Annotated in this window: 16 protein-coding genes and 1 riboswitch; of the genes, 2 read left to right on the top strand and 14 right to left on the bottom strand. The window is 39.4% G+C overall.

Annotated features, from left to right (window positions below):
- Positions 1-12: 12 nt before the first annotated feature.
- From BBI00_RS21375 to BBI00_RS21345, 7 genes are all read right to left on the bottom strand, one after another.
- Positions 13-2115, bottom strand: a complete 2103-nt coding sequence (locus BBI00_RS21375) for a prolyl oligopeptidase family serine peptidase (RefSeq protein ID WP_065400862.1) — start codon at positions 2113-2115, stop codon at positions 13-15.
- 92 nt (positions 2116-2207) lie between these two features.
- Positions 2208-2885 (bottom strand): hypothetical protein, encoded by a 678-nt coding sequence (locus tag BBI00_RS21370; RefSeq protein WP_065400861.1) that lies wholly within the window; start codon positions 2883-2885, stop codon positions 2208-2210.
- A 76-nt stretch (positions 2886-2961) separates the two neighbouring features.
- Entirely contained in the window at positions 2962-4047 is a 1086-nt protein-coding gene (prfA, locus tag BBI00_RS21365; RefSeq protein ID WP_065400860.1) for a peptide chain release factor 1, read from the bottom strand.
- A gap of 114 nt (positions 4048-4161) precedes the next feature.
- Positions 4162-5469 (bottom strand): APC family permease, encoded by a 1308-nt coding sequence (locus BBI00_RS21360; RefSeq protein WP_065400859.1) that lies wholly within the window; start codon positions 5467-5469, stop codon positions 4162-4164.
- A 7-nt stretch (positions 5470-5476) separates the two neighbouring features.
- Positions 5477-7930: a TonB-dependent receptor plug domain-containing protein gene (locus BBI00_RS21355; protein ID WP_065401014.1), complete on the bottom strand. Its 2454-nt coding sequence runs from the start codon at positions 7928-7930 to the stop codon at positions 5477-5479.
- A gap of 93 nt (positions 7931-8023) precedes the next feature.
- A riboswitch (SAM riboswitch) is annotated at positions 8024-8129 on the bottom strand.
- A gap of 97 nt (positions 8130-8226) precedes the next feature.
- The gene (locus BBI00_RS21350) at positions 8227-11103 is read right to left on the bottom strand and encodes an alpha-amylase family glycosyl hydrolase (RefSeq protein ID WP_228394811.1); all 2877 of its coding nucleotides are present in this window, start codon (positions 11101-11103) and stop codon (positions 8227-8229) included.
- 157 nt (positions 11104-11260) lie between these two features.
- Positions 11261-12301 (bottom strand): T9SS type A sorting domain-containing protein, encoded by a 1041-nt coding sequence (locus BBI00_RS21345; protein WP_065400858.1) that lies wholly within the window; start codon positions 12299-12301, stop codon positions 11261-11263.
- A gap of 155 nt (positions 12302-12456) precedes the next feature.
- On the opposite strand from BBI00_RS21345, the gene BBI00_RS21340 reads away from it, so the two are divergent.
- Positions 12457-13329, top strand: coding sequence for a helix-turn-helix transcriptional regulator (locus BBI00_RS21340; RefSeq protein WP_065400857.1), 873 nt, complete (start codon positions 12457-12459; stop codon positions 13327-13329).
- A gap of 309 nt (positions 13330-13638) precedes the next feature.
- On the opposite strand, the gene BBI00_RS21335 is transcribed toward BBI00_RS21340, so the two are convergent.
- Both BBI00_RS21335 and BBI00_RS21330 read right to left on the bottom strand, forming a co-directional pair.
- Positions 13639-13923, bottom strand: coding sequence for a hypothetical protein (locus tag BBI00_RS21335; protein WP_174715423.1), 285 nt, complete (start codon positions 13921-13923; stop codon positions 13639-13641).
- 93 nt (positions 13924-14016) lie between these two features.
- Positions 14017-15624 (bottom strand): fumarate hydratase, encoded by a 1608-nt coding sequence (locus BBI00_RS21330; protein ID WP_065400856.1) that lies wholly within the window; start codon positions 15622-15624, stop codon positions 14017-14019.
- Positions 15625-15762: 138 nt separating this feature from the next.
- On the opposite strand from BBI00_RS21330, the gene fumC reads away from it, so the two are divergent.
- Positions 15763-17157: a class II fumarate hydratase gene (gene fumC, locus BBI00_RS21325; protein WP_065400855.1), complete on the top strand. Its 1395-nt coding sequence runs from the start codon at positions 15763-15765 to the stop codon at positions 17155-17157.
- Between the two features lie 87 nt (positions 17158-17244).
- Here the strand turns inward: fumC and BBI00_RS21320 are convergent, their stop codons facing one another.
- The 5 genes from BBI00_RS21320 to BBI00_RS21300 all read right to left on the bottom strand — a co-directional run bounded on the left by BBI00_RS21320 (position 17245) and on the right by BBI00_RS21300 (position 21800).
- On the bottom strand, positions 17245-18285 hold the full coding sequence (locus BBI00_RS21320) for an outer membrane beta-barrel protein (RefSeq protein WP_065400854.1): 1041 nt from the start codon (positions 18283-18285) through the stop codon (positions 17245-17247).
- A gap of 31 nt (positions 18286-18316) precedes the next feature.
- Complete coding sequence (locus BBI00_RS21315; protein WP_065400853.1) at positions 18317-18928, bottom strand: hypothetical protein; 612 nt, start codon at positions 18926-18928, stop codon at positions 18317-18319.
- Entirely contained in the window at positions 18915-19475 is a 561-nt protein-coding gene (locus tag BBI00_RS21310; protein WP_065400852.1) for an RNA polymerase sigma factor, read from the bottom strand. The genes BBI00_RS21315 and BBI00_RS21310 overlap by 14 nt, the downstream gene beginning before the upstream one ends.
- Before the next feature lie 135 nt (positions 19476-19610).
- Positions 19611-20330, bottom strand: a complete 720-nt coding sequence (locus tag BBI00_RS21305) for an ABC transporter ATP-binding protein (RefSeq protein WP_065400851.1) — start codon at positions 20328-20330, stop codon at positions 19611-19613.
- A 3-nt stretch (positions 20331-20333) separates the two neighbouring features.
- A complete protein-coding gene (locus BBI00_RS21300; protein ID WP_065400850.1) occupies positions 20334-21800 on the bottom strand; it encodes a DUF5687 family protein in 1467 nt (488 codons plus the stop codon).
- Positions 21801-21830 lie beyond the last annotated feature (30 nt).

The raw sequence follows: 21830 nt of genomic DNA, 5'->3' as shown, positions 1-21830 counted from the left end.
ATTATTTAAATATTATTTCTTTATTCCCATCTCATACAAAGCAAATGATATAAGATCTGCATTTTCACTGATAATTTGGTCTGTTGCTCTTCCGGCACCATGCCCTGCATTTTTTTCAATTCGCAATAAAACAGGATTCTTACATCCTTGTTTTTCCTGAAGCTCTGCCCCGAATTTGAATGAATGCGCAGGTACTACCCTGTCATCATGATCACTCGTAATAATCATTGTAGATGGATAGCAGGTTCCTGCTTTTACATTGTGTACCGGAGAATAGGATTTAAGGTACTCAAACATCTCCTTACTGTCTTCTGCAGTTCCATAATCATAGGCCCACCCTGCTCCGGCAGTGAATTTATTATATCTCAGCATATCCAGAACTCCAACTCCCGGGAATGCAACTCTGGCCAGATCCGGACGGATAGTCATGGTTGCCCCTACTAAAAGGCCACCATTTGATCGTCCTGAAATTGCCATATAGTCTTTAGAAGTATATCCTTTGCTCTGCAGATATTCTCCGGCAGCAATAAAATCATCAAAAACATTTTTTTTCTGCTGTTTTGTTCCTGCATCATGCCATTTTTTACCATATTCACCCCCTCCACGGATGTTGGGAACAGCATAGATACCACCATTTTCCATCCAGATTGCATTCACTGGAGAGAATGTAGGCTGCAGGCTGATGTTGAAACCACCATAAGAATAAAGAATTGCAGGATTCTTACCGTCAAGCTTGATCCCTTTTTTATAGTTGATCATCATAGGAATCTTTGTTCCGTCTTTGGAAGTATAGAATACCTGTTCAGAAACATAATCATCCGGATTGAATTTCACTTTTGGCTTCTGATACACTTCTGATTTACCTGAATCTACATTAAATTTATAGGTAGTTGCCGGAGTAATATAGTTGCTGAAAGAGTAGTAAAGATCTTTTTCTTTTTCCTTTCCTCCAAAACCGGAAATATTTCCTTTCCCCGGAAGGGTAATCTCTCTGATCAGTTTTCCTGTTTTATCAAATTGTTTTATCTGATCAATAGCATCGATCATATAGGTGGCAAAGAAATATCCTCCCCCGGAAGAAATTCCCAATACATTTTCGGTCTGTGGAATTACGTCCTTCCAGGTTTGAGGAGCGGGATTGGCAATGGTAGTTTTTACCAGACGCATGTTAGGCGCATCTTTATCTGTAGAAATGAAAAGATTGTCTCCATCCGTATCCACAACATAGGCATTGATGTCAAACCCTTTTGTAATCTGTACAAAGTCTCCTCCTTTTTTAAGATCTTTTATATACAGTTCATTTCCGTTGGTTGCATTGGCAGCAGAAATGATCAGGTATCTCTGGTCTTCTGAAACGCTCGCTCTTAAATATCTTCTCGGCGTTTTTTCCCCACCAAAGATCAGCTTATCTTCAGATTGCTTGGTTCCAAGTTTATGAAAATACACTTTATGTTTATCCGTCATCCCGGAAAGTACAGTTCCTTCTTTCGGTTTATCATAGCTTGAATAATAGAATCCTTCATCATTCTGCCATGCTATACCACTGAATTTCACATCCAGGATGGTTTCATCAATCTGTTTCCTGGTAACGGCGTCAATGATAATGATTTTGTTCCAGTCACTTCCCCCTTCAGAAATAGCATAAGCTGCAAGATTTCCTTTTTCGTTAAAAGATATGGTAGCAAGTGAGGTTGTTCCTTTTTCTGAAAATTTATTCGGATCTAAAAATACTTCTGTAGCTTTCGTCTTTTTATTTGTTCTGTAAAAAACAGACTGTGCCTGTAAGCCGTCGTTTTTTGTATAGTAAGTGTAGTCGCCTCTCTCAAAAGGAGCTGAAATTTTTTCATAATTCCAGATATCTTTCAGCTGGTTTTTAATTTTATCCCTGAATGGAATTTTTGAAAGGTAATTCTGGCTGTAGGCCACTTCTTCATCCACCCATTTTTTTGTAGCATCGGAGTCATTTTCAAGATCTCTGTACGGGTCTGAAACAGCTTTTCCGAAATAAGTATCTGTCTGGTTTCCTTTTATGGCTTTAGGATAGTTCATTTTTTGGGAATAAAAAGATGCTGAAAATAAAACTCCAGCGGTTAATAACATCGGTTTAAAATTCATAGTGAACGGTTTTCTCAAAAATACGCAAAGTATGTGAAATAAAAAAAGCCCTGAAATCCAGGGCTTTTTAACTGTTAATTAGCGGTTATCGGTTATTCATCGGATCCGAAGCTTTCAAAGTAGAAATCGGTCAGATTGCTTACGATCTGATCCGGGCTTCCGTTCCAATAGTATATTTTACCCCCTTCTTTCAGTTCATACAAACTGAAGGTCTGATCCGTTGTTACTGTTTTGTCGGCATTTTTAAAATCCTGAGCCGCCTGAATCAGATATTTTTTCAAATCCTCTGCTTTTACTTTTTTTACATCACCGGTTGGCCCGTGAGTCAGTTTTGACGGCACTTTAAAGCTTACGGAATAGGTAACCTCAGCGATTTTATCTCCTTCCATATATTCATTAGGAACAACTTTAACGTCTTTAACGGTCAGTTTTCCGGTTTTAAAATTCGTAAGCATCGCAGTGAAATATTCTTCTGCCTCTTTTTTACAGGCAGCAGCCGCAGCCTTAGGGAATGCAGCAAGAAAATTCTCTACACTGCCATTCTTCATTTCTTCTGAAGTTTCTTTGAAATTGACCTGATATGCATTCTGCCCTTCTACGGTAGGTCTTAAATAATCGTTAAGCTTATTTAAAGCAGCCTCGTCGTTATTTACGAAAGTTCCGAAGAACAATTCAAAGGCTTCTTTAGGTTTCTTTACTTCCGTCTGGGCTGATACATACTGCCCCATCATGGTAAGTATGACAAAGAAAATAATTTTGTAGTTTTTCATAGTTGATATTGTAATAGGTCATCTGAATAGAAAAGCCTCTGAAAAATCAGAGGCTCTTTTTTTATTTTTTAACTTTTTAATAGTTCTCTTCTTCTCCCTTCATCTTCTCTGCATTCTCTGCCATGATTACTGCGTCTATCATCTCAGAAATATCTCCGTTCATGTAAGCATCCAGATTGTACATTGATTTATTGATTCTGTGATCTGTTACTCTCCCTTGAGGGTAATTGTATGTTTTGATTTTTGCAGAACGGTCCCCTGTAGAAACCATAGATTTACGCTGTGCTGCAATATCTCCCTGTACTTTCTGTAACTCGATATCGTAAAGCTTTGTTCTCAGCATTTCCATTGCCAGCTCACGGTTAGCCAGCTGAGAACGGGCTTGCTGACAAACCACTACAAGTCCTGAAGGCTTGTGGGTAAGCTGTACTTTGGTTTCAACCTTGTTGACGTTCTGACCTCCGGCACCTCCTGAACGGGAAGTCTGCATTTCAATATCTGCAGGATTCAGCTCAAAGTCCACTTCTTCTGCTTCCGGCAAAACAGCCACAGTAATGGCAGAGGTATGAACTCTTCCCTGAGATTCTGTTTCAGGGACACGCTGTACACGGTGAACTCCAGACTCGAACTTCATGATTCCGTAAACGCCTTCTCCTTCCACCTTCATGATCAATTCTTTGTACCCTTTTGCAGCTTCATTGGAATCTGTCACTTCATGTCTCCATCCTTTAGCCTTAAAGTACATGGTGTACATTCTGTAGACATCTTCTACGAAAATCGCAGCTTCATCACCTCCGGTACCGGCACGTAATTCTACGATAACGTTTTTGTCATCTGCAGGGTCTTTTGGAATCAACAGTACTTTTAACTCTTCTTCCAGACCAGGAATTCTGGATTGGGCTTCGAGTTTTTCTTCTTTGGCAAGATCTACAAGATCCCTGTCTGAACCGTCAGCAATGATCTCATCAGATTCTGCAATAGAATCCAAAGCTCCTTTATATTGATCGTAAACTCTTACAATTTTCCCCAAATCACTATATTCTTTGTTCAAAGAAGAATATCTTTTTTGGTCTGAAATGACATCAGGCTGTATAATAAGGTCTGCCACCTCATTATATCTTTGTTTTATAGCTTCTAATTTTGGAATTAATGATTTAGACATTATGGAATTTTTGTGGGTGCAAAGATAAGAATTATTAATTCAAAATTAAAGTATAAATTTTTGAACGCTAGGCAGAACTGTAAAACCGGATCTGTAGATTCAACTTTTAAGCTTTTAAAGATCTTCAGCCTTCTTTACGTATCTTCTGTCAATTAAATATAAAACAATTCCCACCGCTACAATTCCCAGCCCGATCACACTTTCTCGGGGATTATGAATCAGTGTAAAATAGAGGATATACCCACTGAACAGCAAAAAGACGGTTGGAAAAATGTAAAAGGCATTGGATCTGAATATTCTCCGGTCTTCTTTTTTAAGAAAATACACGGTAGAAATCGCAAGGCTGGCAAACAGCTGAAGGATAAAAGCGGTATAAACAAATATTTCCTTAAAGCTTCCTGTTAAAATAATGATCGCAGCAATGACAGCATGAGCGAAGATCGCTCTTACAGGAATTCCTTTTTCATTTCCTTTCGAAAGAGGTTTCCACAGATAACTATCCCTGGCAAAAGCCTGAGTCAGCCGTGATCCTACCCATAAGTATCCGCTGATGGTTGCAATCAGCTGTAAAGCAATAAAAATATTGACAATCTTTCCAAAAGACAGTCCCAGCATATTGACCGCTGCTTCTCCCATAACGTCTTCTTTTCCTGCCAACTGGCTTACCGGAGCATGCTTCAGCATTATATAATTGACCAGAACATAGCTTACCGTGACAAAAACAGTCCCTATAATCAGAGATTTGGGGAGATTTTTCTGTACATCTTTTATTTCTCCGGCAATATAGGAGGCAGAATTCCAACCGGTATAAGAATAAGTGACAAATACGAGAGAGGTAGCAAAAGCAGGAAGCATTATCTCATGTTGCCAGCCGTCACCAAAATTAAGGCTGTTCCCTGTATGAGAAGATCCCGAAAGCCCAACTCCCAGCACAATGAGGACAATAATAAATGCTACTTTGATAAAGGTAAAAAAATTGTGGAACCTGCCGGAAGCCTTTAAACTGAAAGACAGCATGAATGCAATCAGAAAAATGGCAGCAATGGCAAAACCATTACCAAAGGTATAATCAAATACTGAAAGATATTTTGACATGGCCAGCGCTGCCAGTGCAACAGGTGATGAAAATCCGATAATTAAAGAGATCCAGCTGATCAGGTACCCGAACAGGGGATGATAAGTTTCTTTAAGATAGATAAAATCACCACCGTTTCCTTTAAAGTGGGACCCTAATTCAGCATAACAGAATGCTCCGAACAGTGCCAGGATTCCTCCGATTGCCCATAACAGAAAAATACTGTATGTATTGGTAATATCTGATAACTGAAATCCCAGGGTTGTAAAAATCCCCGTTCCTATCATATTGGAAACTACAATGGCTGCAGCTGTTTTCCAGCCGATCTGATGTGAAGAAGTACTCATTTACTCTTTAAAAATTAAAATTAAGCCTTCCGAAGAAATAGTTTCCCAATGTACCCATCTGAACAGGCGCATATTTGAACACTCCATAATACGAATTTTTATAGATCTGAAGATCCGGAAAAACATCAAATACATTGTTCGCTCCTACCGTAAAATTGATATTCTTTGTAATATCATACCCTACACTGATATCGGTAACCACTTTTGGAGAAAACTCCTGAACTTCTCCGAAAGGAAAGCCGTCTCTAATTACTTTACCAAAATAGGTATTTCTCACGAGAAAACTGAATTTCCCTATTCCGTACGTAAGGCCCAAAGATGCTTTTGTTTTTGGGGACAGGGTTTCAATAATATTGATCTGATCCGGGCCAAAGAATTCATTTTGGGGAGTTCCCAGGTTTTCAGGAAAATGGAAATCTGTAATTTTGGTTTCGGTGTAATTTCCTGCAAGATTAATATTTAAACTGCCACCGGCCAGCTTCCAGTCATAGGAAACCACTATATCCACTCCTTTGGTTTCGGTATCAATTGCATTGGCAAAGAATCTTCCGCTTTTCACTGAATTTCCTTCTCCTACCACCTGAGGATCAGCCAGCCTTGAGTCTGTGATATTGCTGGTAATTACAATCCTGTCTTTCACTTTAATGATATAGCCGTCTACCGTAATAAACAGGCCTTTAGCCGGTTGCAGGGTAAACCCGGCACTGCCATTAATGGATGTTTCCTGCTTTAATTTATCAAATCCCAGAACCTGTGCTGCCTGGCTGTCATTATTAAAAATTCCTTTCCTCACAATCCCGGAACCGGAAGTAGAAATATCAGCATATGAATTATTGAAATACTGCTGCTGAAGTGATGGTGCCCTGAATCCTGTTCCTACCGCTGCCCTTACTGCATAATTTTTTATAAACTCGTATCTTACTGCCAGCTTTCCGTTTAAAGTATTCCCAAAATCTGAATAGTTTTCAAATCTGGCCGCTGCATCAATATTCAGTTTTTTATACAGATCATAGGAAACCTCTGCGTATACTGCTGTTGAGTGTCTGTCTTTTTTCAAAGCATTGTCCGGTGAGAAGCCTATAAAAGACTGTGAACCTCCTGCTCCGATTACTTTAGAATCTTTTGTTGCAATATTTCCATTTTCATCATATTGGGTATAGGAAGCTTCATCTCCTGCTTTAATCTGGTATTGCTCAAACCTGAATTCTCCACCGAATGCGATATTGACGTTTTTTATCTTTTTTGAAACATCAAGGTTAACAGTATTTTGCAGAAAACTGTGGGCTCCTGCATAAAAACGGGTTGGTGATTTGATACCTAAGGATGCATTATTGGTATTGTTTACGTTATAATTGAAGGTGTTACTGCCAAAAGTATTGCTCAGGTCAATCTGCCAATCATTTACATTATATTTTGCGCCTGCAGCATAGGAGATATCATAGATCTGGGAATTTAAGACTGCCTGGAAACCATTGGGATAGATTTCTTTTACAATATTAAAGCCTTCACTCGGAAGTCTTCTGAAGCCATATCCTTTTCCTTCTTTAATACTGAATCCTCCAAAGGAATAGAATTTAAAATGATCGTTTAAAGGATATTCTGAATTGAAAAACAACTGCCCCTGTCTGATCTGGGCGTCTCCGATCTGGAAATTAAAGTCGTCTCTCGTGAGTCCCCTTTCTTTAATTTTTGCATCATCTGCAGCTCTGGCAGCTTTTACAGCCTCAGCATCACCTGCAAATTCATACGCGAAATTATTTCCGAAAATATCAAGATCATGATTCTGGGTTCTTGTTGTTTTTCCTCTATGACTTAATTGCAATGAAAGGTTGATAAAACCGTCATTTTTTCCCAGAGAAGTTCCATAGTTCACGCCTGCCTGGTAAGTATCACCATCATTTCTTCCACTTAATCCGTAGGTTAAGCTTGCGGAAGCCCCTGCATTCTTTTTCAGGATAATATTGATAACCCCAGCAATAGCATCAGAACCATACTGTGCGGCAGCACCGTCTCTTAGCACTTCAATTTTTTCTATAGCGATGACAGGGATGGTACTTAAATCTGTTCCTACAGATCCGTTCCCTACTGTATTCTGATAGTTTACCAAAGATGTTGTATGTCTTCTTTTTCCATTCAGCAATACCAAAACCTGATCCGGCCCCATTCCCCTTAAAGTTACGGGATCAATATGCTCTGTTCCGTCAGAAGCAGACTGTCTAACGGAATTAAATGAGGGGATAACATAGTTTAAAAGATCCTGAGCCGTCATTTGCGGAGACGACCTTTGCACTTTGCTGATATTGATAACGTCTACAGGAACCGGCGTCTCCAGCTTTGTTCTTTTAACGCTGCGGTTTCCAACAATGATAATATCTTCGATTTGTTTTCCTTTTTCCTCCTGCTCCTGGGCAGCCACTAAAACTGTCCCCAGTAATACAACAACTGTACTTAATTTTTTCATCTTTGTTCTTGCCATTAAATAATATTCTTCTGCAGATCAATCTGCAGATACACAAGACTTCAAGAAATGGAATTCATATAAGAATATTGACTTCACTTATCTCCCCCATTGGGTTGGAATTAGCACCTTTACACTTCTGGAATTGTGTTGGTTGCTAAGGTTTCATTGGGCCAAATCCCTCCACCTTTCTTGATAACTCTAGTGCAAAGGTAGACTAATTTTTCAAATATGCAAAAACAGACTCATTCCGAGAAAGAAAAAAGGCAAATCAGCTGTTTCGCCAATTTGCCTTTGTATTACTTTATGATCATTTTTTGAATAGCCATTCCGGTTTCTGATTTCAGCTGTACCAGGTAAGTTCCTGCCGGATAATTTACTTTCAGCTCGTAGCTTCCGCTTTCATTATTCAGTTTGAAGGTATCCAGTTTTTTACCACTCATTTCTGAAATGATAATTTCGCCGTTTTTAGCTTTATTATAAATCAATTTGACATGACCATTTTTTACCGGATTATCAGCGATCTGAAGAGATAGTTTATGTTCTGCGTTCACATCTGCAGCTGATAACGATCCGGTGTAGTTTCCAAAGATCCTGAATTCTCCGGGCTGTAATGTAACCGGAGCTGTTGTAGATGTCATATTCAGGACGGTATCATCCATCAGATTCTGCCATTGTCCTGTGTAAGGTAAATAAGGAATTACATTTTGCACGGAAGTACTGTAATTTGCCAGTACTACTACATTCTTCATTCCACTGATCGTATTATCATACACATAAATTCTAGTAATAAGCCCATCCGGATCATTGGCGAGGTTATTAGATTCTATAGTATAGGTTTTGGATTTAAAAACCTGGTGGCTGTTCCTGATATTGATAATCTTCGCCCAGGTATCATATACTGATTTTCTGGCCGCATCCGTATCATAGCCTAATGTGAATGCAACAGGTTTTTCATCTGTCCTGCATCCGCTGTCGATTGTACCGTTCGTACATCTGTTGATACTGAATTCATACCCTAATTCCCCAAACTGCCAGATCATTTTCGGACCGGGAATGGTAAAGAATGTGGCTCCGAATGCTTTCATTCTTTCCAGAGCGGTATTAAGATTTTTCACAGAATAACTTCCGTTTACAGCTCCATAGGCAAGATTTTTAAACATCAGCCTTTCTTCATCATGGCTTTCGCCATAGCCTACAGCACGCATTTCATTAAAACCGTGAAGACTGTGATTCATCCGGTCATAATTGCTGTTTTCTTTATAGCCCATCGTATTTTGGTTGTAAGGGTCTGTCTGTTTATTCCAAAGCATTACTCCTTTTCCTTCCGCAGCTCTGTAATTGGCCCACTGCTGCTCTTCGGCGTCTGTTCCCAGATGTTCAAAGATCATATATGAATTCGGGTCTATAGCCCACTGTCTGTCGGCATAGTGTTTCATGATATCCACTCTGTCCTGCTGATAAGCATTGGTACAGGCTTCATCATTTTCAGAACAGCTTTGGGTAAATCCTTTGGTAAGATCCCAACGGAAACCGTCGATACGATATTCGGTGAGCCACTGCTGAAGGCATCTTTCAACGTAATATTGCGTTGAAGGACTGGTATGGTTAAAGTCATTAAACACATTGTAGGAATGTTTCGGAACCTGGTTGAAGTAAGGGTTGTCTGAAGCAACATCACCGTAGCCGTCTCCATCAGGATCAATATTCCAGAGCCTTACCAAAGGTGAACGGCCTGTTGCGTGGTTAAATGCAACATCGAGAATGACCGCAATTCCGTTCTGATGGCACAGGTCTACAAATTCTTTAAATTTTTCAGGAGTTCCGTACGCTTTATCCAGCGCATAATGGAAAGAGGTATTGTATCCCCATGAAAGGTTGCCATCAAATTCCATGACAGGAAGCAGTTCTATAGCATTGATTTTTAAATTCTTCAGGTAAGAAATTTTGTTGATCAGTGATTGCCAGTTTTTTTCCTGGGTAAAGTCTCTTAATAGTAATTCATAAACAATAAGATCTTCCTTGGCCGGTCTCTGGAAATTGGTTACCTGCCAGTTGTAAGGAGTCTGCCCTGTTTTAAAAGTCGAAACTTCAAAGCCCTGTCCGGCCGGAAATGCAGGTAAATTCGGATAAGTAGAAGATGAGATCCACTGATCATCATAGGAAGATAGGATTTGTGGAGAATAAGGATCCGCCACTTTTTTCAGATCGTTTGTTCTGTATTGGAAGGTATATAACTGCTTCGGGGTCAGACCGTTAAGCTCAATCCAGTAGAGATCAGGATTTGCGGTATCTCTTTTCATTAAATACGTATCGTTTACCGCCCAGCTATTGAAACTTCCGATCACATGTACAAAATTTTTCCCGGGAGCATACAAAGCAAGACCTATGATTGTCTGATCGGTAGGATGATAATTGATCCCCTGTCTGATCCAGTTCGGAATAGCTTCGGAAACTACATTCCTGGGAGTCTGTAGAATAAACTTCGCTGTTTTGGAGCTGCTTCCCTGCGTGGCAACCAGTTCCATATCAGCATCCTGAGAAACAGTATAATTATAAGAAAAAGACTGTGACGGAGAAGTAGTAGAATTCACTACCATTCCGTTAGCCTTTAACTGAAATGTTGCATTTACATTCGTGGAAGCAGTGATATTGATAGAACTTCCTGCCGGAACTGAAGTAAGACTGTTAGCAAGCGGATTGGTCAGATTAAGATTTAAAATGCCCACATTCACAAAGATATCCGGTGAGGTCTGATGACTTCCGGTTTTATCTTTTAATAAAAATCCAAATCTTCCGATTCCTGTTCTTCCGAAAAATGCGGTGGGTGTGAATGTTAAGGAATAAGTATCGGTTCCTGCATTATAACTCAGTTTATTCAGGTCATTGGAGTTATTCCAGCTTCCGTTCGTTGGACAATCCTGGCTGTTCTGATAATTGGTATCAAAAGACCATGACCATATATAAACCGAATTATTGGAAACACCCCAGGCCGTTTCATCAATCTGATCTCCCGGTACGGTCAGGGTAATAGCATCGGTTTCATTAAAAGGATTGGGGGTAATGGTATAATTGATCTGTCCGGAGGCAAGAGCTGCAATGAACAGAAAAATAACAGAATATAACTTTTCCATATCTTTATTTTTATCGAATATAGGATTAATTTTCTTTTTCATGTTCTATTTTTGATCTGTTATCAACAAATCCTTATATGATCCATAAAAAAAGACCCATGAAAATTTCATGAGCCTTCCAATAAAAGTAATTGTAATGAACTATATTTTTATACGAACGGAAAATCGTCCGAAATATTGATTCCAACCCGGCAAAGGATCAGTTTTTTATAATCTTTTCAGAAATTATTTCTCCATTTTTAAGTTTGATTTCTACCCAATACAATCCGGCATTCAGCCCGCTCATATTGATGCTGTTGTTTGAAAGCTCAACTTTCATTTTCTGTCCTGCTGCATTCACAACATTCACTGTTTCGATATAAAATCCTGCTGTAACGCCAAGAATATCTTTTACAGGATTAGGATACAGTTCTGCAACCTGTTTTTTCAATCTGATTTCTGAAGTACTTAATGAAGCTGCCGGCTTAATGCATCTTACTGATGCACCCTGTCCTTTTGGAGCTCCTGCTGCTGCATTTGAAATGGTAGCACCAATATAAAGATACTTTGCTCCAATTCCAGTAGGATCTGAGCTCCAGTAATATCCTCTTTTTCCTACAAATGAAAATGTTCCGTCTACATGGCTCCGGCTTCCTGCTGCCGGAAGTTTTAAACTGCTTCCGTATGCTTTTGACGGACTGGTAATGCTTTCAACACTGACAATCGTTTTCCATTCCACCTGGGACGGCATTCTCCAATCCGGACCTATTGCCTTGCACGGATCTATCCCTGTTGTATTCGTAATTTCGGTTACGTCTTTTCCTGTCCAGGCATCTGTAGTGGCATTCACCTCCCACCATGCCGGTGAACCCGTGATGAATGACGGTGTACCTGCCAGCCCATCCGGAGCATTCACCTGTGGGGCTGATGTGAGAGGAGAGTTTCTCAACTGATGCCCGTCATCCCATCTTCCCCACTGGAAAAAATCGCCATATGCCTTTTCATCGTCTGCCATACCGGCCACCTGTAAGCTTCCCAGGTTCTGCTGCAACCATATATTTCCATCTCCTGCTCTTACTGTTGTATATGTTACAGGCTGTCCCCGGTAAGTAAAATTCACACAGCCCGTATCACCGGTATTATTTCCCGGATCTACATTATTACAACCTGATCCCTGGGCCTGTAAAGCATTTCCTGCTATAAGGGCCAGCATTATTCCTGCCCCCAGTTTTCGTATGGTAAAATATAAATCTTCAATCATAGGAATATTATTTTTATTTATTCTAAATTTAATTTAATTTTGCGCAAAAGTACCGCTCCTGATCAGTCCGGGGTTATCATTTCCCACCTTTTAGTTATCCTGGTTGGTCAGAAGGCGCTTTTGAATTGTACCTGATATCGTAAAAAATGTGTTGTATGAGAGAGCATCCCAATAACAGAATGATCTTCAGTTCAGAGGATATTGAGATTGTAATGCAGAATGATCAGAATGGTGAATATCTTTTAAAATCTTTCAGAATTGAAAGAAAGTCCGGGTTTACACTCCTCTTTTTGCTAAGCCATGATATTCATATGGAAACCGGGGATCGCAGTACAACACTTTTGTTCAGAAAAAATCAATACATTTTACATTTTTCTCCTGAAAAAACTACTGCGGAATTATGGACAGCCAGTCAGTCTCCGCTTAAATACTTACAGATCCACCTCAGCTATTCTTTTGTCTTAAAACTGATTAATCCGGAACTCAGCTATGAAAATGCAGAAATCCTGAAAAATATGGTCCAGAACAATTACATATTTCTTCATCAGGGAACTCCACCGGATATGACCGTTGAAATGCATTTGATTCTGAATGAAATTCTGAACTCTGCCAAGAAAGGAATTTTGCAGAAATTATTGATAGAAGCCAAAATCATCAAGCTGCTCATCCTTATTTTTGAGCAATTCAATGACAAAAATCCACTGGAGGCAAGTCCGGGAACTCCTGAGATGATCAGAAAATTCATTGATGAAAACTACCACAGAAATATAAAAGCAGAAGAGATCGGAAGGCGGCTGGGGATGAATGGAAATAGTATAAGGAAGGCATTTAAAGCTCAGTACCAAACTACTATTGCTCATTATATATCAGAACTACGAATGATGAAAGCTAAAAAAATGATAACAGATAGAGATATTATGATCAAGGAAATCGCTATTGAATGCGGATATGAATATGTCCAGAATTTTACCCGTGCTTTTAAAAAGAAATTCGGGATATCCCCGGAAAACCTCAGGAATAATAAATAGCCTGGGTCCTTTTGGAAATCTGGCTGGGATCAGGTACAAAAGTTCGGGGGATAGTGTTTGTATTGATGGAATTGAATTAACGTAAAGATTCTATTTCTGAAACTGCTTTTTTTTAAGGAGGCAAAGAATTTATTCAGCAAAAATATACTGCTTCCAGGTTTCTGAATCTGATCCAATTTAAAAATGTCTTTCCAGAGGGATCTTCATTTATATAAGAAAAACCGCCTAATTGCTCAGGCGGTTTTATATATGTTGTTTTGCTTTGATATTACTTTTTCAGAATTCAGGTGAAAAAGCAATGACAATCAATTAATGATGATGTCCGTGATCGTGAATGAAAGGTCCGTTCCCTTTAGGCTGGCTGTAGATTGTTTCTACACCTTCCTGCTCCGTAATAAGCTTTCTTCTGATATCTTCTGGATCGAAAGGTTTTACTTTTCCGAAATATTCTTTCAAACCTTCAGTTAACCACATTGGGATTACTAATCCGAAGAACATGAAAATACACCAGAATCCCACTAAGAACATAGTGATGAAGAAAACAGTCCATAGGAACTGGTAGAACGGCCAAAATGCTGATAATATCGTTATCATTCTCTTAAAGATTTTAGGCAAAAATAAAGCTTTTTTCCTTTTTACACAAAAGATCAGTGCTCTATTTTATTATTTATTTTAATTTTAAACTAATCAATGCGCAAGATCTGCGAAGAAATCGTTGCCTTTATCATCGGTAATGATGAATGCCGGGAAGTCTTTTACTTCAATTTTTCTTACAGCTTCCATTCCTAATTCCGGGAAGTCTACCACATCTACAGACACAATATTGTCTTTTGCAAGAATTGCTGCAGGCCCTCCGATGGATCCCAGGTAGAAACCTCCGTATTTGTTGCAGGCATTGGTCACATCTTTACTTCTGTTTCCTTTTGCCAGCATGATCATACTTCCTCCATGGCTCTGGAATTCATCTACGTATACATCCATTCTTCCGGCAGTAGTAGGCCCGAAACTTCCTGAAGCCATTCCTTCCGGGGTTTTTGCAGGTCCTGCATAGTAGATCGGATGGTTTTTGAAGTATTCCGGCATTGGCTGACCGCTGTCAATGATCTCTTTGATCTTAGCATGAGCAATATCTCTGGCAACGATCAGTGTTCCGTTCAGTTTTAATCTTGTTTTGATCGGATATTTTGAAAGCTCCGTCAGAATTTCAGGCATTGGCTTATTCAGGTTTATTTCTACAGCTTCTTCCAAATGCGGAGGGGTAGCCGGTAAGAATCTCTTAGGATCCTGCTCCAGCTGTTCAAGAAAGATTCCTTCTTTTGTAATTTTCCCTTTGATATTTCTGTCAGCAGAACAGGATACTCCCATTCCTACAGGACATGAGGCAGCATGTCTCGGAAGTCTGATCACTCTTACGTCATGGGTAAGGTATTTCCCTCCGAACTGTGCTCCGATAGCACTTTCCTGGCAGATCTTCTGCACTTTCGCTTCCCATTCAAGGTCTCTGAATGCCTGGCCGGCTTCGTTTCCTTCTGTCGGAAGATTATCATAATATTTTGCGGAAGCTTTCTTTACAGCGGCAAGGTTGGCCTCTGCAGAAGTTCCCCCGATCACCAAAGCTAAGTGGTAAGGCGGGCAGGCTGCCGTTCCAAGATCTGATATCTTTTCTTTGATGAATTCTTCAAGAGATTTTTCGTTCAGTAAAGACTTGGTCTTCTGGTATAAGAATGTTTTATTCGCAGAACCTCCACCCTTCGTTAAAAATAAGAATTCATAGTAATCTCCTTTTTTAGCATAGATATCGATCTGTGCCGGAAGGTTTGACCCTGAATTCTTCTCATCAAACATGGTTAAAGGAACCACCTGTGAATATCTCAGGTTTCTTTTTTGATAGGTATTGTATATTCCTTTGCTCAGGTACTCCCCGTCATCTACTCCGGTATAAACGTTTTCACCTTTTTTACCCATTACAATTGCAGTTCCTGTATCCTGGCAGGAAGGAAGTGCTCCTTCAGCAGCTACCGCAGCATTCTGTAAAAGGTTATAAGCAACGAATCTGTCATTATCCGTAGCTTCCGGATCATCAATGATTCTTTTAAGACTCTCCAGATGAGAGGAACGTAACATGAATGAAACGTCTGCCATAGCTTCCTCAGCCAATAATTCCAATCCTTTTGGGTCAACAGTTAAAATTTCCCTGTCTCCAAGTTTTTCAACCTTTACATAATCTGATGTAAGCTTTTTGTACACCGTATCATCTTTCTGAATTGGATACGGATCCTGATATCTAAATTCCATTCAATTTTTTGTTTGTACAAAAATACGGCTTCCATTAAAAAAATATGAGTAAAATCAGTCATTTCAATTGATATTTATAATGATTATAAATTGTGAAATTCTTCGGTTATCAGTAACTTTATAAAAATTTCAATCACAATGAATTACAGAATAGAAAAAGACACCATGGGAGAAGTGCAGGTTCCTGCAGACAAGCTTTGGGGTGCACAGACGGAACGTTCCAGAAATAATTTCAAAATCGGACCGGAAGGTTCAATGCCGCACGAGATTATTGAGGCTTTTGCTTATCTGAAAAAAGCAGCAGCATTTACCAACACCGACCTGGGCGTGCTTCCGGCAGAGAAAAGGGATATGATCGCCAAAGTTTGTGAAGAAATCCTTGAAGGTAAACTCAATGATCAGTTTCCTCTGGTAATCTGGCAGACCGGCTCGGGAACGCAATCGAACATGAATGTCAATGAAGTAATTTCAAACAGAGCCCATGTGAATAACGGCGGAACTTTAGGAGAAAAATCTGAGATTCACCCCAATGATGATGTGAATAAATCTCAGTCATCCAACGACACCTATCCTACTGCTATGCACATTGCTGCTTATAAAAAAGTGGTGGAAGTTACCATCCCTGCCGTAGAAAAGCTTAAAAATACCCTTGCTGAAAAGTCTCAGGCATTCAAAGATGTGGTAAAGATCGGAAGAACCCACCTGATGGATGCTACACCACTTACTCTTGGACAGGAATTTTCAGGATATGTAGCCCAGCTGGAGTTTGGCCTGAGGGCTTTAAAAAATACTTTACCTCACCTTTCCGAACTTGCATTAGGAGGAACAGCTGTAGGTACAGGATTGAACACTCCTAACGGTTACGATGTAAAAGTAGCTGAATATATTGCCCGGTTTACAAACCTTCCTTTCATTACCGCAGAAAATAAATTTGAGGCACTGGCTGCTCATGACGCCATTGTTGAAAGTCACGGTGCTTTAAAACAGCTTGCTGTTTCATTATTCAAAATCGCTCAGGATATCAGATTGCTTGCTTCAGGACCACGTTCAGGAATCGGGGAAATCTTTATCCCTGAAAACGAACCGGGATCTTCTATTATGCCGGGGAAAGTAAATCCTACTCAGAACGAAGCATTAACTATGGTTTGTGCCCAGGTTCTGGGAAATGATACGACGATTTCTTTTGCAGGAACCCAGGGTAACTATGAGCTGAATGTGTTTAAACCGGTAATGGCTTACAATTTCTTACAGTCTGCCCAACTGATCGCTGATGCATGTATTTCATTCAATGATCACTGTGCAGTCGGTATTGAGCCTAATCATGAGAGAATTAAAGAACTGGTAGATAAATCTTTAATGCTTGTTACAGCCCTGAATACTCATATCGGGTATGAAAATGCAGCAAAAATTGCCAAAACAGCTCATAAGAACGGTACAACACTTAAGGAAGAAGCGATCAATCTGGGCCTTGTTACAGCAGAACAGTTTGATGAGTGGGTAAAACCCGAAGATATGGTGGGAAGCCTGAAATAAGAACATCCAATTTTATTCATAGATTTATAATAAAACTCCGGAGTCCAAAATGTCTCCGGAGTTTTGAGTTAATATGAATGCTATTATTTAATCTAATCCGATAGCTAACCCAAAGATCAGTGCTTTATCATTCTTAAAATAGCTGTCTTTAAAGTAATTACTGAAATCTTTTTTCACAAAAAGGCTGAAACCGTTATAAGAGAATGTCAGCTGTCCTCCGTATACAAAAGGATTTACCTGATAATTTCCCCTGTCTCTGATTTCCCCGTCATTTCCTTTTACAATATTGTTGGTAGACATTTTTACCCCACCATATACATTAGCAGCTATTTTGAATCCTCTGCCGTAGCTGCGGTACTGGATGTCCATTCCTGCATTTTTAAGCTTTGAGAAATTGTACTGCATTCCGAGGGGAACCATGATATAACCTGTTCTCAATTTACTTTTATCCAGGTTCCCGTTATATTGGCTAAGGGCAACTCCATATCCGGGATCTTTTGTAAAAAACATATTATTATCCGCTCTGATGGTTCTCCATGAAAATCCCAATCCGGAAATAACAGCCCATGGACTTGTTCTGCTAAGCTGATAATTCAGTTTCAGCCCAAATTCAAGATTGTTGGCATAGCCGATATTTTTATCCAGTTCATTGTCTGAAAGATTATTCGTCAACGTCATGATCCCATAAGAAAAGTACCCTGTAAAGCTTCTAGTAGGACGGAATTTCTTCAAAAGCTTTTCTTTAAGTTCTTCGTTAGAAGTAACATCTGTATTTAAAAGTGAGTATCTTACCTGCTTCTGAATAACATCATCCAGGTCAAATCCCAGTTCTTCAATTCTTTTATCCATTTTTTCAGAATAACGGTCAGCAACCTGAGCTTTTTCTCTGTCGAAATCGGCTTTATCAAGATTTCTGGCTTTCAGGACCTCAAGTTCAGCCTCCATCAGCTTTTTTTCTTCCTGAATGATCGCATTGATCTTAGCTGCATATTCCTCTACCTTCTCTTTCACAATCGGGCTTACTTCAGTATCCTTTTTAGAAGACAGATTGATATTCAATGTCTTTTGTGCATGGAATGATGCTGAGAAAAAGCACACCAATCCCATCAGGATTAATTTCTTGATCATAGTATTAAGTTTTAATTATTTTACGGATAAATTATTTGGCATTCAGCTCTATTGTGGCAACATTGCTCCCGTCTTTTGTTTTTTCGATGACGTCTTTATGTTCTACTGAAAAGAGCAGTGTAGAAGGGTCTACATATTTTTTCTTTTTGCCCGGAATTTTCGCAGAATCGGCTTTGGCGATAATTTTCGGGTTAGAAATCTGAATAGGAACAAGCTTTTTATCGGAAGCGGCGTCTTTAAGGATCACTTTCTTTTCGTCAACAGCCAGTGCGGAAATGGTTTCCGTTTCCTGTGGAGAAGCTATTTTTTTCACTTCTTTTTTTCCGTTTTCCCGGGTCGCCAGAGCAACGTTATTCTGAGCAGGTTCTTTTACAATATGCTGCTGATCACTAGAATGTACAGCTGTTTCTACGATCTGCGGCTGGGTTTCAGAAGATCCGCTAAGGAAATACAGAACGGTTCCGAGGCTGAAAGCTAATATCAGGCACGCTGCCATCAGCAACCGGTTTATTTTGAATTTAGATTGGGCATTCATTGTATTCTGAAGCTCAATTTCAGACCAAAGATCCCGTGAAGGGGCAATTTCCCGTTCATCGATCTGCTTTTTGATCTGGAACTCAAGGTTATCTTTAGACGTGTTCATTTTTCATTTTTTTTTGTTGTTGAAAGTAAATCTTTCTTAATTTTTCCTTTGCCCGGAACAATTGTGTTTTGCTCACCGCCGTTGAGATCTGCAAAGTATCGGCAATTTCCTGATGGGAATACTCTTCCAGCACATAAAGATTGAAAACCATCCTGTACGCATCCGGCAGCTGATCCAGCAAATCCTGCGCATTAAAATCAAAATCAATGTCCGGCTCGTGAAAATCCTCATGAAAAGACTGATTGATCTCATCCAGATAGAATACCGTTTTATGGCTTTTGATAAAATTCAGGCATTCGTTTACAACAATCCGTCTTGCCCAACTCTCCAGGTTTGATTCCCCTCTGAAGCTCTCTATATGTTTAAAGATTTTACAGAATGCTTTAATGAGACAATCTTCAGCCTGATACCCATCACTGACATAGCTTTTGCTTATACTCAGAAATTTTTTCACATTCTGATCATAGAAAAGTTTCTGTGCTGCCGGATCCTGTTTCTTCAGGCGGCTTAGCAGATCATCCTTTTTATTTCCGAACAAAAGTTTCATTCTAATGCTGTTTCTAATCTAAAGACAATAAAAATTGAAAAAGGTTACACAAAAAAATATTTTTTTACTCTAAAGCTGTTCTATTCATTAAAAAAGGCAGAAAAAACAAGCTTTCCTACCTCTCTATACTTTTATTTATCTGATTTCTGATCCGGAAACCTGATCTGCAAAGTACTGTTCCAGATCTTTCAGCGTTTCAGGGTTGGTCCGGATATCCTTTACCATCTGTCCTTTGTTTACCACTACAATTCTGTTACAAACCTCTGTGGTATGAGACAGGTCGTGGCTCGAGATCAGAAAGGTCACTCCATCCTGCTTAGACAATTCCCGGATCAGATTTTTAAGTTTGATCTGGGTAGACGGGTCGAGATTGGCAAAAGGCTCATCGAGAATAATGATTTCCGGGTTTCCGATGATAGCCCCTACAATACCTACTTTTTTCTGATTTCCTTTTGAAAGGTCACGGATATATTTCCCTGATTTAAGGATCTCTCCGTTGAAAAAATCGTAAAAAGGTTTCAGAAATTCGTCTACGGAAGCTTTGTTCTGACCTCTGAGCTCCCCAATAAAATAAAAATATTCCTCCGGAGTCAGATAGCCGATGAGAAAGGTATCATCTACAAAAGCTGAAACTTTATTTTTCCAGGCTTCCGATTCATTTACTTTTATTCCGTCAATACTTACAAAACCTGTTGTAGCCTGAATCAGGTCCAGCATCAGGCTGAAAAGAGTGGTCTTTCCTGCCCCGTTATTTCCTACGAGGCCAAAAGTTTCGCCGTTTGGAATCTCAAGATGTTCAATACTCAGAACCGTTGCCGTTCCGTATGTTTTGGATAGATTATTTATACTGATCATGGCTTATTCTTTATTTTTAAAAGCATCCAATGTGCTGTATTTTTCTTTTTTATAATGTTTGACGATAATATCGAAGATCTTTTCTCTCAATAAAAAACCTGCAAGTCCTATAACCGCAATACTCACCACCCCTGCTGTAATTCCGAAGAAATACTTTGCCAAAGCAAAAACACCCATCGGGAGTATCATTTTGGGAATAAGCAGAAGCAAGGCAACCATATTGAAACTTCCCTTCTGACCGACTCTTTTTTCTTTTGAATTAAGATCGATCTGGGTTTTATTGAATGCTCCCGACCATAATGTAAATTGAGAATTTACTCCGATATTATATATTCCTGCCGCCAGGAAGGTAATATACAATTCCCAGCCAAAGTAAGTATAGAACAGGGCAATGATCATGGAAACCCCTGTTATGATATTCATCAGCCACCATTTGGCCTTCAGATATTCTTTGTAGGGGACATTCAGCGTCATCATCAGCGGATAATAGGAACTATCGAAGGCCGGAACTCTCTGTCCGAATAAAAACTGAAATCCTCCCGTTACAAAAAGTCCCATCACCATAATCATGGCCGGTGTTTTATACAGTGATGATGTGAGCATTAAAAGTCCGTAAAACAGAAACATAAAACTCCCCAGCAAAATGCCTTTTGTCACTTTATTACGTTTCAACATTTTAATATCATTGTTGATAAATGTCCCAATAGCGCCATACTTATTTAAAAAAGCAATATTTTCTGTTTTCCCTACGGTTTTTTTGGCTTCAAGCCCCTGATCCAGGTAGAATTCTTTCCGGAGATACCTGAAACACAAAGCCCATAAGCCGACAAATAAAGCAACCGGAATCAAAGCATAATAAGGCTTATCATAAAAGCTATAGAAAACGGATTCGGAATAATACAGAACGGGAACAATACTGTAATAAGCCAGGGCTCCGATGCCCAAAAAGCATATTCCGACTACAGTGGCCAGAATTTCTTTCCCGTTAAAGAAAATATTGATAAAGTTATTCAGGTAAAGCAGCGAGATAATTCCGATCAGCCACACCAATACGCCAGCAATGCTATATCCGTTGAATAATGCAATGGCAGAAAAGGTAATAAAGAAAAGTGAACTGAGCCAGCTGAATGCTGAAAGAAAAGTTTTGATCAGCATATAATTGACCAGCGTATTTTTTCTGATATTCAGCGTAAGAAATGGTTTTATATTCTGTGTGGGGATTTCCTGCCAGAGGTATTTCAGCACAAGATCAATAATCCAGGCCACGATCATGAATTTTGATACCAGCTTCAAAGGATCCTGATGCAATTCTTCCTGTACATAGAAAAAAACAAGAAAAGCACCACCTACAAGACATCCCATGAAATAAAGAATTCCTATAAAACGGAAAATTTTCATGGCGAGATTGATCCCTAAAGAGCTGCCACGGAAAAAGCTTTTGATTTCAAGCCTGAGGAACTTCAGAAACATATGTTAGTTTTCTACATTAGTAAGTATAAT

It is taken from the genome of Chryseobacterium arthrosphaerae (genome assembly GCF_001684965.1).
Classification (GTDB): Bacteria; Bacteroidota; Bacteroidia; order Flavobacteriales; family Weeksellaceae; genus Chryseobacterium; species Chryseobacterium arthrosphaerae.
The sequence above is the reverse complement of the archived record's forward strand: the minus strand, read 5'-3'. Positions and strand labels throughout refer to the sequence as shown.